At 38.0% G+C, this 16,458-nt stretch carries 16 protein-coding genes; 12 read left to right on the forward strand and 4 right to left on the reverse strand.

Going from position 1 to position 16,458, the window contains the following annotated elements; genetic code table 11:
* The first annotated feature begins 34 nt into the window (after window positions 1–34).
* A complete protein-coding gene (locus N473_RS06810; protein WP_063367249.1) occupies window positions 35–1,882 on the forward strand; it encodes a haloalkane dehalogenase in 1,848 nt (615 codons plus the stop codon).
* Between the two features lie 558 nt (window positions 1,883–2,440).
* Complete coding sequence (locus N473_RS06820; RefSeq protein WP_063367251.1) at window positions 2,441–2,884, forward strand: hypothetical protein; 444 nt, start codon at window positions 2,441–2,443, stop codon at window positions 2,882–2,884.
* Between the two features lie 357 nt (window positions 2,885–3,241).
* Here the strand turns inward: N473_RS06820 and N473_RS06825 are convergent, their stop codons facing one another.
* Window positions 3,242–3,571 carry a hypothetical protein gene (locus tag N473_RS06825; RefSeq protein WP_063367252.1) on the reverse strand — a complete coding sequence of 110 codons (330 nt, stop codon included), beginning with the start codon at window positions 3,569–3,571 and terminating at the stop codon, window positions 3,242–3,244.
* A 298-nt stretch (window positions 3,572–3,869) separates the two neighbouring features.
* On the opposite strand from N473_RS06825, the gene N473_RS06830 reads away from it, so the two are divergent.
* From N473_RS06830 to N473_RS06870, 10 genes are all read left to right on the forward strand, one after another.
* Window positions 3,870–4,997 carry a DNA alkylation repair protein gene (locus N473_RS06830; protein WP_063367253.1) on the forward strand — a complete coding sequence of 376 codons (1,128 nt, stop codon included), beginning with the start codon at window positions 3,870–3,872 and terminating at the stop codon, window positions 4,995–4,997.
* Window positions 4,998–5,303: 306 nt separating this feature from the next.
* Window positions 5,304–5,465 (forward strand): grasp-with-spasm system A modified peptide, encoded by a 162-nt coding sequence (locus tag N473_RS26115; protein ID WP_155735542.1) that lies wholly within the window; start codon window positions 5,304–5,306, stop codon window positions 5,463–5,465.
* 138 nt (window positions 5,466–5,603) lie between these two features.
* Window positions 5,604–6,482, forward strand: coding sequence for a CPBP family intramembrane glutamic endopeptidase (locus N473_RS06835; RefSeq protein WP_063367254.1), 879 nt, complete (start codon window positions 5,604–5,606; stop codon window positions 6,480–6,482).
* Window positions 6,483–7,128: 646 nt separating this feature from the next.
* Complete coding sequence (locus N473_RS06840) at window positions 7,129–7,737, forward strand: hypothetical protein (protein ID WP_063367255.1); 609 nt, start codon at window positions 7,129–7,131, stop codon at window positions 7,735–7,737.
* Window positions 7,738–7,962: 225 nt separating this feature from the next.
* A complete protein-coding gene (locus tag N473_RS06845; RefSeq protein WP_196766378.1) occupies window positions 7,963–8,319 on the forward strand; it encodes a VOC family protein in 357 nt (118 codons plus the stop codon).
* Window positions 8,320–8,680: 361 nt separating this feature from the next.
* Entirely contained in the window at window positions 8,681–8,866 is a 186-nt protein-coding gene (locus N473_RS06850; RefSeq protein ID WP_063367257.1) for a hypothetical protein, read from the forward strand.
* A 31-nt stretch (window positions 8,867–8,897) separates the two neighbouring features.
* Window positions 8,898–9,323, forward strand: a complete 426-nt coding sequence (locus N473_RS06855) for a hypothetical protein (RefSeq protein ID WP_063367258.1) — start codon at window positions 8,898–8,900, stop codon at window positions 9,321–9,323.
* 5 nt (window positions 9,324–9,328) lie between these two features.
* Window positions 9,329–9,583: a hypothetical protein gene (locus tag N473_RS06860; protein ID WP_063367259.1), complete on the forward strand. Its 255-nt coding sequence runs from the start codon at window positions 9,329–9,331 to the stop codon at window positions 9,581–9,583.
* Window positions 9,573–10,517 carry a hypothetical protein gene (locus N473_RS06865; RefSeq protein ID WP_063367260.1) on the forward strand — a complete coding sequence of 315 codons (945 nt, stop codon included), beginning with the start codon at window positions 9,573–9,575 and terminating at the stop codon, window positions 10,515–10,517. Before N473_RS06860 ends, N473_RS06865 begins: the two co-directional genes overlap by 11 nt.
* A gap of 4 nt (window positions 10,518–10,521) precedes the next feature.
* Window positions 10,522–10,839, forward strand: coding sequence for a hypothetical protein (locus N473_RS06870; protein ID WP_063367261.1), 318 nt, complete (start codon window positions 10,522–10,524; stop codon window positions 10,837–10,839).
* Window positions 10,840–10,950: 111 nt separating this feature from the next.
* On the opposite strand, the gene N473_RS26120 is transcribed toward N473_RS06870, so the two are convergent.
* The 3 genes from N473_RS26120 to N473_RS06880 form a co-directional block, all read right to left on the reverse strand.
* Window positions 10,951–11,091, reverse strand: coding sequence for a hypothetical protein (locus tag N473_RS26120; protein WP_155735543.1), 141 nt, complete (start codon window positions 11,089–11,091; stop codon window positions 10,951–10,953).
* A 267-nt stretch (window positions 11,092–11,358) separates the two neighbouring features.
* A complete protein-coding gene (locus tag N473_RS06875) occupies window positions 11,359–14,667 on the reverse strand; it encodes an NACHT domain-containing protein (protein WP_063367262.1) in 3,309 nt (1,102 codons plus the stop codon).
* A gap of 409 nt (window positions 14,668–15,076) precedes the next feature.
* The gene (locus N473_RS06880; RefSeq protein ID WP_081220985.1) at window positions 15,077–16,429 is read right to left on the reverse strand and encodes a S41 family peptidase; all 1,353 of its coding nucleotides are present in this window, start codon (window positions 16,427–16,429) and stop codon (window positions 15,077–15,079) included.
* Window positions 16,430–16,458: the final 29 nt, after the last annotated feature.

Below are 16,458 nucleotides of genomic sequence, written 5' to 3' on the forward strand. Positions count from 1 at the left end.
AGCAATTGTCAGCTGAAACATAAGGAAAACAAACATGGTTTATAGCATTCGAGAAAAACAGTTAAAGTTGACACCCTCTGTGGTGGCTTTACAAAAAGTACTTGGGGTGTGCTTACTAAGCGGCTTATTGGTGGCATGTAACGATGACGATGATGAAATTGTCTCTGTAGAAGAAACCGTTGTTCAATCATCGGTTGAGACGAGGCCGTCTACAGGCCCATTGAGCGATGCGTGTTTAAAGGCTGAGATTAATACGTTGACTACAGCCAAAGGCGTGGAGTTTGTTAGAACACCAGATACCTGCTTTGATGACTTACCCGGCTATGACTTTTCAGCTAACTATATAGAGCTCGAAGGACTGAGATTACATTATGTTGACGAAGGACCAAAAGAGGGTGAGGTGGTACTGATGCTTCATGGTCAGCCAAGTTGGTCATATCTATATCGTAAAATGATCCCAATCTTAGCAGATGCTGGTTATCGCGTGATTGCGCTGGATAATATGGGGATGGGTAAATCAGATAAACCTGTGAATACCTCTGTGCATCAATATGAGCATCATGTGGCTTGGACTAAGGCATTTATTAATCAATTGCAACTCACAGACATTAATTTGTTTGTACAAGATTGGGGCAGTCTTATTGGTTTGAGAATAGCGGGTAATATGTCTGAGCGGTTTGCTAGAATCGTGGTCGCCAATGGTGATATGCCAATTATTCCGACAGGCAGTAATCCATATCTGTTACCTAGCTTTGAGATTGATGAGTCAATCACCGCAGATGCGAGTACGTTTTTTGATTCGCGGTCCAGTGATCGTGTAGAGGGGTTTCAGCAGTGGATCGATTATGCTGCCAGTGTGCCCGAATTGATGGCGGGTGATGTGGTGCAAAAGCTTTCAGCAATTGAATTGAGCGACACAGAGGTCACAGCATACAACGCGCCGTATCCAAATGTGCACTATAAAGCGGCGATCCGTGCATTTCCATCTATGTTATCTGGTATTGAGGTGCAAACGCTGCCTGCATGGCAAACACTAGGGGCTTATCATAATCCATTTATGTTTAACGCCGGTGAGTACGATAAGGGACTTGGAAGCGAATCTAACCAACAAAAGTGGGTTAACCATGTTCCAGGGGCTGACGGGGCTGATCACCGACGTTTTCCTGCGGGGCATTTTATTCAAGATGATGTAGGGGAGGACTTGGCGCTGCACTTTTTAGCATTTATGCAATCGACGGCAGTGCAAGAACCACTTGTCACAGGGGGCCCAAGCTACAACATGCGTTACTGTGAAATTTTATTGCCTTATCAGCAAGACGGTAAAGTCGTTTCGCAAGTATGGGGCACCCCTGGCGTTGATATGTGCCGTCAGGCTCAGTGGGATGCCATTGATTTTGATGAAGTTGCACAGCAATATGATGCGTTGAGCGCAATACCGAATGGTCCACGTTTTTTTGTGGTGGATGAAAGCCGAGGTGGTGACACAATCTCGCTGGATGCAGACACTGAGTTTCGTCAATTTGGCGATGTTAAAATGCGCCTGCTCACAACTGCTGATTTGAGTGTGGCAGGTGGTGAACAAGCGCCATATGTTGCCGCAGAAGTATCTAGAAATAATACATGGCATTTTTACCAAGGCAGACGTGTTTATGAAATTACCGACAACCAAGGCCAAGTTTACGTGATGCAATCGTTTAGCCGTATTTCGGATGCGTCATTGCAAATGGACGACTTAAAGGAGTTAGAAACACGGCTAAACTTACCCGATGGCTGGCACTATTCAAGTCGTATTTTGACCGAGCCATTAAACGTCACTGCGGTTGGCGGTATAGCGTATGTAATGCAAGATGAATTAGGTAACAGTTACCAGCTTGTACAGTAATCAATCCTGTCACCTCGTTGTGCGGGGTGGCACGATTTTATTGATTATGACTTTTTTGTCTTTTAAACAGTCGTTTAGTTGCACGCCAGCATCGCCAGCCGATAAATAGGAGTGTGCCAAAAAGAAATGAATAAATTGCAAATGCCGCGATTTGAATAATAAAAACGATGGATAATACTAAAAAAACGATTATTCCTATAAGCAGTTTGGGAGATCTTGCAAGGTACTTTGCAAAGAGTAGGGGTAAAAACAGCTCTAAAATACGCCCCCTTCGATGAACATTCATGATAAAACTTTCCTTGTTAAATAAATTAATATAAAGACCAATAATAAATTATCAGTTTATTAGGTTCAAAACAAATGTTAGGTAATTAGTATTATTCACCTAGTGAGTTATTGTCTTATAAATCTCCTATGGGAGGCATTGTTTTTAGCTAGCACGAGTGATTTTTGGCTTAAAACAATTGCGTTTTATTAAATGCTAAATTAGATTGTCGTCGTTTTTTGATAGTATTTCTATTTACCTTTTTATTATTACGCATTATAAGGAGCCAGTTAATGCGAAAAAAAATACTCCCCGTTGCGATGATGCTGTCATCATTTTCGGCCTTCTCTGCAGAGTTTGAATTGGCAGCTGGAATTGGGTCACAGTATGCAGGGGTGTTAGGTGTTCAGGCCGCGGTCAAAGTCGACGACATTAGGTATTTCGCAGCCTTGGGGATTCCTGGCGTGGCCGCAGGGGCACAATTTCAATTACCAGATGAGCCCCATCATTCTGTGGGTATTAACTTTGGACGGTTTCATACCATATTTAATCATAAAACAGATATTTTAGGGTTGACCTATACTTACCACTTTAATGGATTTCACGACTCTGGTTGGGAGATAGGTACGGGCATAGGTTATATTCGAAGGGATGAGTATAGTCTGCTTTTTAGCAAGGTAACGTATGAAGAGGAAAGAGAAGTCGGGTTACTTTGGAATCTTGGTTATCGGTTCTAAGCTACGTGTTTCATTGAAAGCAAGTGCGACTTAACGAGTAAGACAATCATCAGTCAATCTTTGGCTATTCAGGGTTGAGGTTGGCAATAGAACAGTAGTCACCATTGTGTGTAATATCATGATAGCGGTAATCTTTTTGTTCTAAATTTGCCCTGTTTTCGTTATGGCTAGACCATTATTAGAGGGTGAGGCGTCATGATATGTTGGTTTAATTAATTCGAGCCGACCATATCTATAATGAAGATGATAATAATGACCGAATATTACTTGGTGTAAAATAGCTGAAGATCAATTGAGTAACCACGATGCCAAGTATTTGGCATCGTGTACACATTAAGCGTATTAAACCTAGTAAATTTACGTAGTTAACGGTTTTGAAATTGAAAATGGCAAAATTTCTTGGTCAGAAAAGTGCACTTTATAACAAGGGTGAGTGCTCCATAAGCCATCTGTTTTACGGGTTTCATAGTCAACACTAAATGCCACTATTTTTTTATCATTTCTAACTAACTTGGCAGAAATATCACAATATCTCACATAAATATCGCTTAACGCTTCAAAGAACTTGCCACTCGTGATCGGACCGTTTGGGATCTGCTCTTTATTCTGTTTGGTAAATTGCTCTAATGCATCCTCTGCTTTGTTATGCTGACTATGAGTCTGTACAACAGGTTTAGATTTATCCATGAGAAGCTCCTTTTTGGAACATTGATGTTACAGTTAGTTTACATCTCAAGTGCTTACATGTTCAAGACAACTCGTGTGAAATAGTAAGGAGAATTGATCTGGAGCAGGCGTGTTTAAAGCTCTGTTTAGCCAATTACTGAGGACAGGCAAGATCATCCGGTCGTTTACGGGCAAACGTATTGTAGCGTTCGATTTTCATTTGGTGTGCCTACAATTTTAGGTATTAATGCATTAGCTAAATTTTTTGTGTTATTTTACAAGCGAGTAAGCCGACTGTTAACACAAGAGTTTAAACCCAATGCCAGAACCTTTTAAAAACGTTTTTAATTTAGAACTTGTGCGTCTTATGGCGCTACATTTTAGTCGTAATTTCCCTGAATTTTTGTCTGATGGCTTTATTTCACATGTCGAGAAAGAGTTCGACGAATTGGAATTTAAACAACGAAGCCAGCGGATCAGTGAGGCGATGGCTGCGTATCTACCTGATGATTTTGAGGCCGCTGCAAGGGTTATTGAGCAGTCTTTAGGAGATAAAATCCAGGGAGATTGGACTTTAGCAACGAGCAATGAACGGGGTATTTCGGGTTGGGCAATTTTACCAATGGCACAATACGTTGCTAATAAAGGCCAGGAACAGTTTGAGCGTGCCATGGAACTGCTAAAAGAAATGACGAAGCGCAATACATCTGAATTTGCGATACGGCATTTTTTAGACGCGGAGCCTGAGCGCACATTAGATGTGATGAAAACATGGGCAAGTGATGACAATCTAAATGTCAGAAGGTTGGCAAGTGAAGGGTGCAGACCTAGATTGCCATGGGGTTTGAGACTAAAAAAATATGTCGAGGATCCAGACCCTGTAATTGGTTTGTTGGAAGTATTAAAAGACGATCCCAGTGAATATGTTAGGCGCTCTGTGGCAAATAACCTCAATGATATTTCCAAAGATCATCCCGATACGGTGTGTAACATAGCGAAAAGCTGGCTTAAAAATGCCTCACCTGAGCGCGTCGCACTCATTAAGCATGCATGTCGAACATTGATAAAGGAAGGGCACAAACCAACGTTACTCGCATTGGGCTATGCTGAGGTGGCATTGTCATCAGTGACATTAAGCGTGTCCTCACCCATTCTTGCGTTTGGCAGTCATATTGAGTTAGTTGCTGAACTTTCAAGCAGCAGTGACGTGACTCAGCCTTTGATGATAGATTATATTGTGCATCATCAAAAGGCCAATGGCTCAACATCACCTAAAGTGTTTAAATGGAAAACAATTGAATTGGCAGCGCATAGCGATATAAGAGTAAAAAAGAAGCATACCATTAAACCGATCACAACACGCACTTATTACCCAGGTATACACACTGTGGAATTACAGGTAAATGGCAACGTAGTTGCCCAAACACAGTTTGAGCTGACGATGTAAATCTATTTATTGCAATGCGTGCTCACCCCCTGTTTGGACTTTGCTTATTATGACTATTTTATGTTTTAAGTGTAAAAATAAATTTCAAGTCTACCCTTCATCAATACTGACTAATTTACGGGAGATGATTATTTTTCAACCTTTATAAGTTGCTGTTAAATAAGGCCTATATGTTTTTAGATGTATATTACGCATATTTTCAACTTGCATTGTGCTTATTAATTGAACAAAGTCGTGTTTAGATAAGTGCAATAAAGAAATGCGCTTGTCTACTTGATAAAGGTTGAAAATTAAATAGGAATTAGTATGAAGCTGAACAAAGTAAATTTAAAAGAACTAAGCAGTCATAAAAATTTAAATAATAAACAAACACGCCAAATTGGTGGTGGTGCATCGGCATACAGCAAGGATTATGGTGCCTGCCATACTGCGCCAGTATTTTGCCCAACAGCAATCATATGTAATTAATCTTTAGTCTGGCTTTGCTGGGCAAAAATTGAAATTAAAAATAAATATAGTTCAAGAGGTGCTTTAACGTACAATGTTGTAAAAATTAATATTTTTTCCATTTATGTGTGAAAGAATACCAATTAAGCAGCATTGAAGATGAATTCACCTTTTGAACTATTCGGCTTGACGTTAAACGCTGGTATCGTCATTGCTTTTCTTCCAGCATTGTTATCTATTTGTGCCCTTACTTTTTTACTGCATCGTACTGCAGTTGCTTTGGCTGTCCTATCGACCGTATTTGCTTACTATTTTGGTATTGTTGATGTTGCTGGCTTGCTCGGGATCTTCAGCTTATTTGCGATGAGTTTTGGCTTCAGCTTATTCAAGCAAGCAGGTGTGCGTTGGCTACTTGGGATCGGTATTTTTGTTACATCCATTTTGTTTTTTGTGCATGCCTTTCCCGGTTTTAATAACCCGTTAGTGATTGAGTCGTATGAAGTGAGTCATAATGCGGTGCCATTCTCGAAGCATTTAAATTTTGACAAGTTGATGGTTGCCATTGCTTTGATGGCTTTGGTTGTACCGCGCGCTCAATCTTCTGCTGGTAAAGATGCCGTGAAGGTCTTTGCTGTATCAACATTGGTGATCTTATGTGGGTTAGCTGGTGGGGTCTTTGCCGGTTTGGTTGAATGGGACCCAAAGCTGAGCCCAATTTTACTGGGTTGGGTGATAACAAATTTATTTATCACTTGTTATGCAGAAGAGGCATTTTTTCGGGGATTTATACAAACGCAATTTTATCAAGCTTTTAAACATCGCCAATTTGGTTTTTGGTTAACGGTTGTCTTTTCAGGAGTCTTGTTTGGTGTTGTACATTTTCCGGGTGGCTTAGCTTATACCTTAATAGCTTCGCTGCTTGGCTTGGGCTGTGCTTATGCCTATCAAAAAACAACCAATATTTTGGTGCCTATTTATATCCATTTTGTTTTTAATCTTCTACATTTTAGTTTGTTTACTTATCCTTTTTTGGCGTGATATTGAACATATACGAATTCTTAATTTTAGATTTCCGAGATAGAGTGTAAAGGGGAGCGCTTCAAATCTTGATATGCAGATCATGTTATATGAATACGATAATAATTGTCAGAAAAAAGGGTGGAAATCACTCTTTCTAGTGGATGATAACTTTATTAAAAACATACACTAACATAGCTTTTCTGATAAGCGGTATTGTAGTGAAAAATTGTAAACTCTATTTTTAAGTGGTTAAGATTATGGCGTCGATATGTGCCTTTTAAATATAAGCTAAGTGTACCAGCATCATGTTTTTGCATCTTGATTTACGTAGAATGCAAGAACAAAGTAAGGAGAAGTGGAGTTACTAGTATTTTATATAAAATTCATAAAATTAAAATTTTCAAGTAATTTTTTTGTGGTAATTTTAGCCATTACTCATACACGTTCAAAGAAATGCACTAGAAGCGTTTATTAATCCCTTTTATAGGGTTTTCATTCGAGAATCTCTTTTTATCAAAATACTTTTGTTTGTTTTTACAATACTCGATTAATTTCATTTTTTGAGCGTTAGGGCAGGTTGTTAGGTATTCCCTAATGATTTTTGTTGACATTTTGTAATTTTCAATGTCATTTATGTGTTTGAATGGTTAACTTAGGGGGTTCAATGTTTACAATAGAGAGTCTTAAAACTACATACAATTCCTATAAAAACATAATTGATTCTGTATTGGCAGCAATAATTGCTGCAATATTTATTGCATTGTCATACAGCTATATACACAACAAACTGATTCATTTGGTTGATGAAAGAATTAAAGAGCAGAATCTTGATGCACAAATAGTAGTTACTGCAATGGTTAATAAACTTGCAGATGGAATATCTGATGTCGAGCAAGCTAAGGCACAAGCAAATCTAGCCAAACTGGATGCTGAAAAAGCGCTTACTAATTCAAAAAAAGCACAGGCCTATGCAAATAATTCGTCTGATATCATAAAAACCGCAGTGGATGGTAAGATTGATAGTGATCTCATTATTTCTAAAAGTGTTGAGGCTGTAAATAATATTTTATCTTCCAATAAATTACTAAAGCTAGACAGACAATGTTTTGCCCCTAGAAAAGTACAGAGGTGTCATGTTACTTGGGGGAGCGGTCATTCAGCTGACTCGTTTTTAATAATTACAGGGGAAGATAGGCACAATAAAGCATGTCCACCTGGATATAAAACCGAAAGTAAATTTGATGAGATTATATTGGTTGGTGTTGAATGCTAATCTATTTTTTACATGATAAAAGTAATTAGATTGTATATTCTACTTTATAAAATTTAAAGCCCAGCATTCGCTGGGCTTTCTGTTATTTATATATCAAAGCGGTATTTTTCACTAAAGGCCAAATAAGGCTAGGGTATAGACACTCCTGACATGGGGTGTCAGGGGGAAAATATATACTGCCTAACCAAGAAAACCTAATCCATTTAAAGGAAAAACTAAGTGAAAATGAACTACTTTGTTGTGGGTACAAACGATATGCCTGCAGCGATTAATTTTTACAATGCACTATTTGAGCACACGCCATTTACGCAAACTTATGCAACCGATAGAATGACATTTTGGCAAGCTGAAGATCCTGATGCTGCATTTGCTGTAGCCATACCGTTTAATCAAGAAGTGGCGACTAATGGTAATGGCACGATGTTGGGGTTTAACGTAGGCAGTGCCGATGAGGTGACACGGCTTTATCATAAAGCGTTGGCACTTGGTGGAAGCTGCGAAGGCGAGCCAAAACAGCGGGGCCCTAAATTTTCGGCGTATATCAGAGATCTAGATAAGAATAAGTTAGTGTTTGGTGATTGACAAACACGCAAGTCAATATCTTATTGTTAAATTGCGGGAGTGGCGATGGAAACCAAATACTTGTTGATCTCTATCGCCTTTGGAGCTGTTGTTCAGTGTGTTCTTACCGATAATGTCACGCCCTCTAATATGGTGAGCTACTGTTTTAAACTGCTTTTGGCGGCGAACTGTGGCAGAAATGGTTAACCAGTCAATCCATGTGTTAACTAGCGAGTGTATTAAGCAAGCTTAAAATTACATCACATATCTAAATTCGGCTGCTTTGATCAAGTATGGCACCAAACTTTAGTCTTACATATCTCATTTTAAAGTCTGTGCTTTTGCAATTAACAAGAGTAAGGGGCACGGTGTTATCTTTGACATGATTATTTTGAAATACGCAGCGACCTCATCTATTCAACCTCAAAACAACGATATTGTTGTGACGTTAAACAGTGCAAATCCCAGCTATGGTCAAGTAATTGGTAATGTGATGGCGAACCATTCAACATTGAAAAATGCACAAAACATCACACGCATAGTTAACAACACAATACATCTTAAATAAAAAGATTTGAAAGGTGATAACGAGATTGAAAATGTTTAAATACTGGACAGGTAACATCATTGCTCAAGGCTTAATGCTGGTGGTGATGCTTTTGGCATCGTCCGTTTCGGCAAGTATACAAGGACAAATTGTTGCAAATTCACCGACTACGCCATCAGTGGCGATTAAAACAGAAGATGAAATCGCGACATTACAATTCGACGTACAAGGCGCACAGAGTTTTCGGGTTGAGCTGGTTGTGCCTGTAGAGGGAGCAAGTGTTCAACTGTTTGATCCACAGGGTAACATGGTTACAGATGCCAATGATCCTAAAACGCAGTTTATCGCAGGCGCAGAACTAGATGCTGCTAATCCATTACTGGGTGGTATATTCTTGCTCCCTGAGCAGCTGCAACCGCAATTATGCGATCTAATCTGCAAGTCGGGATGGTCATTGCGCGCACCGAGTACTTGGTAGACTAGGTGGCACCTTTAGCTGTGACTATCTTAGATGAGGGTTTGCCAATTGCTGGCGTTTCACTTGAGTTCACCATAACAGACCCGGATGGTTTGAACACGGTTTTAACTGCGCAAGATAATGGGGAAGAAGCTGATGCGCAAAAAGCAGATGGGATCTACCGTATTGACTTTCTACTCAATAAACCCGGTCAATATAAAGTAAGTATGGCGGTCGATATTAACACCGGTAAAGGAATTGTTCGTCGGTATGATGCTTGATGTGAAGAGCCCTTTTATTGACGTTAATGACATCACCTATGACAAAGTGTTAGATAGCGCGGGCTGTGTTGAAGCAATCAATGCAAAAGTTAATTTAGAAGTGTTGGAAGCAGGTCAGTACGTCGTGAATCTGGATATTTCTTACAGTGAGCGCAAATTACTCAGCAATAAAAATGTGTCTTTGCCACTGGGTGCAGCAGTCATTAATTTAAGTTATTCACGGGATGAGCTCAAAGCCAATTTAAATAAAACATCTCAGTATCAGCTCGCTAAGTTTTGGGTGAATAAAGTAGACTCTGAAGGTATCCATTTAACAGCATTGTTGCCTGACCATGTATTATCGACAGGGACCTCTTATGCTGATTTATGTCGAGATGATATAGAGATCATGCCAGAGATAACCGAAGAACCCGTGTTAGCTGATGGTTATTACTCAGGTATTGATGTCAGCTTCCCTGTATTTGTGAAGCAATCTGGCCGTTATCAGGTATCTTCAAAAGCTTTTGCTGCAGATAACACAGATTTGGGCCTTATTACGTTTTCAGCAGACTTAACCGCTGGTGATAATTCGGTGATGTTTAATGTGAACAATAAGGCACTTGTCAAAGCGGATGGGCTATATCGCTTTGTTGGACTGCTGGTTACCAAGGGCAGAGTATCCGCCAGAAAGAATTTACTGGGTGAAACCAGAGCGTATGAAAAAGAGCCGTTTATGTCTGTGTATACGAAGGTTTTCGATGCACAGCAATATGCGTTAGAGCGCAGCAACTGGCAAACATCACTCGTGGCACCCTCTAATAACACAAGAGTAGGTGGTTACTTACGTTCGGGTTCTTCAATTCCTTATGACTATGAGACATTGTTAACCTTCAGCCCAGAGATCTCTGGTAGCCATGTTTTGGAGGCTAAACTGATCATCGAAGTGGGAGTCTAGCCTAATGACGCCATTTAATTCGATAGAAGTATTTAATCAAAACAAGCGTACATTAAATGGCCAAGCGGTGAGCTATGACGACTTTTGCCAAAGCTTTAATGTGTGTCCTGCTTGGGATCAGCGCTTAGGCACGATCCCCGCTGCAATGGCAAATAATAGTTATGTCGTAGAGTCAGATCTGCTAATTAATTTAGTTAAGCAGTGGGTTGAGGACGAAAATAGTAATCAGGGTATTATTTTAACTGCTTCACCTTATGAGCGAAGTTATTTTGCTACGATTACTCACGCAAAGCTTGAAGTAAAATATGCTCAACTACCTTGATGATGAGGTAGTGATAGAACAGTTTTACTATAAATGATAAAAACGCAGATTTATATTTTTATAAAACTGCGTTTTTTATAATTCGATATATACTTAATTATAAAATGTTAGTTAACAAGAGTATTGACCTTGATGCGTTGTAGTACCGCAACCCTCAGGGTTTCTGTTACCTATGGCCTTGTCATTTTCAAATAGCGATGCTGAAGGTGTGGAGATGTTTTTTAAGCTGATTTTCTTAAGTTCTAATGTCATTACAAGCTCCTTTATATAGTTAACACTTAATTTTTTATCTAAAAAAATAGCAGGTGTCAATAAATTTTTTAGTTAGCCAGTATTTAAGTGTGAATTATTATTGGCTAACGTTAGTGCAGTGTAATGGTTTTAATTTTTAATCTGATTTTATTTCTGGGTTTTATAATTTTAATTTCAGCTATGATTTTTTGTTGGTTTTATATTTAAACTTAATCGAGTACCACTTCGTCTTTTTGGGATGTAGAGGAAGTGGTACATGTCAAGGAGTTAATTTTTAAAGCTTATACAGTTAAGAGTTTGATCTATTTTATCTTTTAACTTGGTTATCTTATCTTCAGTCAGTTCAATTGATACCTGTGCACCATCTTCAAATGATATTACTTTGTTTTCTATGAGGTAGAGGGGTTTGTTTTGAGTGATAAAGTAATTAACAATAGCTTTGATAAAGTTATCGTTTTCTATAAGGTCAGGTATGTTTTTGATAAAGTAAAAAGTTGATTTTGTACTTAACTTTAATTTCCTACCAGCAGAGTACACGCGAGTCGGTTCAAGTACTCCCTTACTTTTATCGACAGAAAAACCACTTAGTAATGAGATGACCTCATTTTTCATTATGTCTTGGATCCCGCCTCCCCAAAGTTTTTCCGAACTACTAATTAGGTAAAATAAGATATTCATTACAGAGATCTCCCGGCTTCCAGTAATAAATAAACACTTGGCAATATCTATTTTATGTGCTGATTTTACTGACTTATCATCAAGGAATGAGAATATAATATTTTTTAACCTGGCGCTTTTAGGTTCGCAGAGTGCCAAGTGTTCAAGCAAATACATAATGTCTTTATTTGTATAATCTATTTCTTTTTTTATGATAATTTCAATTAGTTGGCATATGTATTCATCAAGCTCTAAGCTATAATTACGTTTTAAATATCGACAGGCAAGTTTCATAAAGCTGTAATCCGAAGCTTGATTGATGTCGTTAGATAGTAGGTACTCCAAGATTAGTTGGGCTGATTTTGCTTTTTGAACTTTTTCCTGGGGTAAAGTATTTAACTCTTTTAATATGACATTAGCAGTATCAACTTTGTCGGAGGATGTGTTGAACCGTGCACACAGCGCCAGGTCATCAAAAACGATATCGTGCTCATCGTCGCATTCAATTTCAATATTTAAATCTTCATTTGAATCATTTTTTAAAACTGACGGTTCTGTTATATCACTATTTTTGGTGGTAAATAAGAGTTTTGTTTTTATTGAGTTTTGTGTATCGCTATTTAACATTAAGTCAGATATCCATAGACAATACTCTTGATTGTAGTGGTATAGGTTGAACAGGGCCGAAATTAAGATGTCTTCTCCTAGTAGCTCTTCAGACTCATTAAAATCTGTTGTAAAGTATCTAAATGAAGAATTACTCGTTTTGTTTTTAATATAAGACTTAATATCAACTTTACCTTCAATGAGAGGCGTAATTACATTTAAGCTTAATGCTTTTAAAGTGAGCTCATCTATTAAGTTTTTTGACTTCTCATCCTTGAATTTTTCGATTATTTCTTTGGTAAAATCAGTGTGTAATAGTATTTGATTAAAGATTGCTACCTTGTTTATGTTATAGCCGAATTTTGAATATGTCTCTAACAGTGCTTCTTTGTCTCTTATTTTATATATTAAAGTTTCAACGTTTAAGTTGTTGTTCATACCATAGTCAATGATTTTATAAACCTGTTCTCTGGGGAAACGACAGTCTTCAACGTCCAAACCTTCAGCTTCATTAAAGCAGTCTAAATATAGCCCAAGAGAGTGATAACCAATAATATCTCTTTGTCCCTTATCTAGTTCTTTTAGTATGAACTTCTTATTTACGTATATTCCAGTAAGGAACTTGAACATGGTGTTAAGGTTTGGGTAGGGTTTATACTTTTGTATAATTTCAGAAATTTCACCTTCATCAAGTGTAGAAATGTATAAAGCTGAAAGGTACTCTTGGAATGTTAAATGATAGAATGAATAATTATCTTTATATATGCTGAGTCGCTCAAGCTTGGACTGTAAAAAGCCAGATTTTAATAAGCAATCTCTGAAAAACTCTCTGTCTTCTACTGTTTCAGGTACGTCGATATATGCTTTATTTTTAATATGGCTGTGGAATGCGAGTTCAGATAATTTTTTTATGATAGAAATTTCATTTTCTTCTACCTTTGATAATCCCTTCAAAGCGCAGTAATCAGATAGCAGTCTATCTAATAAACACTTATATAGTGATGCAATATTGGTAAAGTCTGTTGAACTTTCGGTCTGAGCACCCTCAAAAACGATACAGAGAATCTCTAAAATAAGAGGTGTATGTGCTAATTCCAGCAGAGCAGGCTCTTTCTGTAAAAGAGATTTTAGATTATTTGCTTCTTCGGTACTGAGGTGTTTTTGTATATAATTAAATAAGCTAGGTGTACTTAACCCGGTTATTTCATATTTTTTGTTGATGTTTAACTTGTTAGGATTTACCGCATATGGCCGTGAGGTAAAAATTACATTATCAAATTCTAATACTTTTGATATAAAAGCATCATTATCTTTCAGCTTAAACTCATCTAGGCCATCAAATAAAAATAGTATATCTTGGTTGTTATCTTTTAATAATTGGTGCTGATTTTCTAAAGAACTGTTGCTTTTTTCATTGAATTCATAGAATTGATTAAGTACGTTTTCGGTAAAAGGCAATTCACTGTTCCAATCCCTTAGTGAGATATACAAAATGACCTTGAAAGGGCAGTCGAGCGCTTTTTCTGACCATTTGTGACATAGTGTTTTAAGGAAAGTGGTTTTACCTACGCCTGGCTTTCCTAATATTAATTGTTTAAGAGGAGTGTTATTGGAAAAAGACCCAATTAAGTCACGAAGCAGCATTGCACTTGATTTCACGGAATCTTGCGAAGCAGGGTTTGAAGAATCCACTGCAATGGTATCTGTTAAATTTAAATTGGCACTATCCACAGATGTAGCCAAGCCAACCATTCTCGTAAATGAGGCTGATTTATAGTGGTCTGCAACAATGTTAGATAACTCACTTATGTAATTATTCGGATCGATGGCTTTTCCGTTAACTTTGATGAGTTTAGCAAAGTATTTATCGATTAACTTTTGTGACTCCATGGTTTTATCAACCATAAAGTCCCAACTCCAGACTATGACTTTAAACTTATATTTCGCAGTTAATTCAGTCGCTTTTTTTTGTAAAGTGACATCATTTTTAAAAGTGTGCGCAAAAATAAAGCACTCTACTGAAAACTTTTTATCGACTATGAACTCTTGGTTGAAGCTCTCAGCATCTGCTACCAAATCATCTAATAATTCTTTTACGATGTCTTTATCTTGGCGGTCTAATCGCTTTTTTTTGCATTGATGTACGACCAGCTTGTTGTTTTCATTTGAGCCTATTCCATCAATTCCGTTCTGTTTTTGACCTTTTCTACCATATACTTGAAATGAGTTATCGTATTCTAGGCGGCACAGGTCGGTGACAAAATATTCAAACTCTGTTTCACAGGCTAATGCCGGCAGTTGATAACTATTCACTGATTGACCTCTTTAATCTATTTTGTGTAGGCTTTTTTACGCTTAAATGGTTTTATTAAATGCTTATACATTTACTATTTCCCATTTTCTAACAGTAATATATTCACTTATAATTAACTTCTACAATACTGCGATACTCAGATAAAAATATCAATTTATATTATGAAAATTAATGGTTTTTTATGTGGTGGTTGAGATGTGCCTTTTCTCAATATTTGCATATTTACTGTCAGGGCTTCTGTTGTGTGCCATTTGAGTCGAGTTAGGATGGTGAGGTCCGAAATTTGTCGCTTACGTTAGAGGCATTGATAATAATAAATACCTCTTTGGGGGTAAATGAAAGCTGGCTGCACTATGAACAATAAAGCAAGCGCCATGTTGTGGCACATGACGTTTGCTTAAGGTGATGTTAAAGCATCGCTTTTACTTTTTCGGGAAGCGCAAGCTGTTCAATAGATAGGTCGGGCTGAACAGGCGTCATTTGTTGATTACCACTTGGACGGGTGAGTATAAAACGTGGTGAAATCATCTGAAGTTGACTATGAGTTAAATGCTTAAATTGAATGCCACCACTTTGTGTACTTCGGCCACCGGTTGAGTTGCCAATCAGCTGAGCAAACTGATGATCTTGCACGGTATTCGCAAATACAATAGACGATGAATAAGTACCCGTGCCAATCAGCAATGACGTTTTGCCACGGTAGAAATTAGCTAAATGCGTTTCGGGTTCGATGAAGCGGGTGTTTTCGCCTTGCTCAATAGCGCCAACGAGTTGGCCTGGGTCTCTGTATTTTAGTAGCACTTTTGAACGGTAAGTTGAAAAGTGGCGATATGGCTTATGTGCGATGTAGCGCATAATACCTGCCATCCACATATCATCATTACCACCGCCATTGCGGCTAATATCAATAATTAAATGATTAATTTGCTTCTCTTTTATCTCAGTAAATACTGAGTCCATGTAGTTTAAAAACTGTTTGAAGTCATCCCATGCAAACGTATTTACCTGTAGGACTGCAGTTTTTTCGTGATAAGACACGTTAAATTCATCTGAAAACGACGAATTTGCGAGCGCGGTTGGTATAGCGGCTTTTGCATTGAGCGTAACATGTTCTATTTTATTGTTTTGTTGAAACGCGATTTTAAACGAGGCTTGTGGACCAAAGGTCATATAATACAACCTGTTAAATTGGCTTTGTAATACATTTTTGCGAAATGCGAGTGTATCACCATGGGTATTCACGAGTAATTGTTTTAACAGTGCCTCTGCATTTATACCATTAATAGATTGTATTTTTGCGCCTTTATATTTGCTACTTTGTTCACCCAGATCGCGTGCTATGTATAGACCATCTTCTTTAATGTCCACTTCGAACGGGAGTAGTGTAACGCCTTGGGTTATCCATTCTCTCCACTGTGAAGATGAACCATGACCGACTTTTAAGTGTCCATCAGCGAGCATCGAATTAAGTGGTGCTATTTTTTGCCAAAATGCCATTACAGTCATCGGCGTGTCTAACTCGGTTTTTATCTGCGTAACAGTGTCGTAGAACTTATCTACATCCTGCACACTGTGTGATAAATCGGGATGAGTTTGGTGCAACCAATTGAACCATTGATCAAAATCTTCGCTAGCTTGCCTTGCCGAGAGGGTGTGTTGCAAAGCTTGTGGCGTGTGATTATTTGCTAGGGTATTTGCCGAGAAAATACTGATACATGAAGCAGCTGCAAGCGCGCACATTATTCTTAAAGCTCTGATCATCGAGACGTTATTCCTTTTATTCTTATTAA

The organism is Pseudoalteromonas luteoviolacea CPMOR-1 (assembly GCF_001625685.1).
Lineage (GTDB): Bacteria > Pseudomonadota > Gammaproteobacteria > Enterobacterales > Alteromonadaceae > Pseudoalteromonas > Pseudoalteromonas luteoviolacea_K.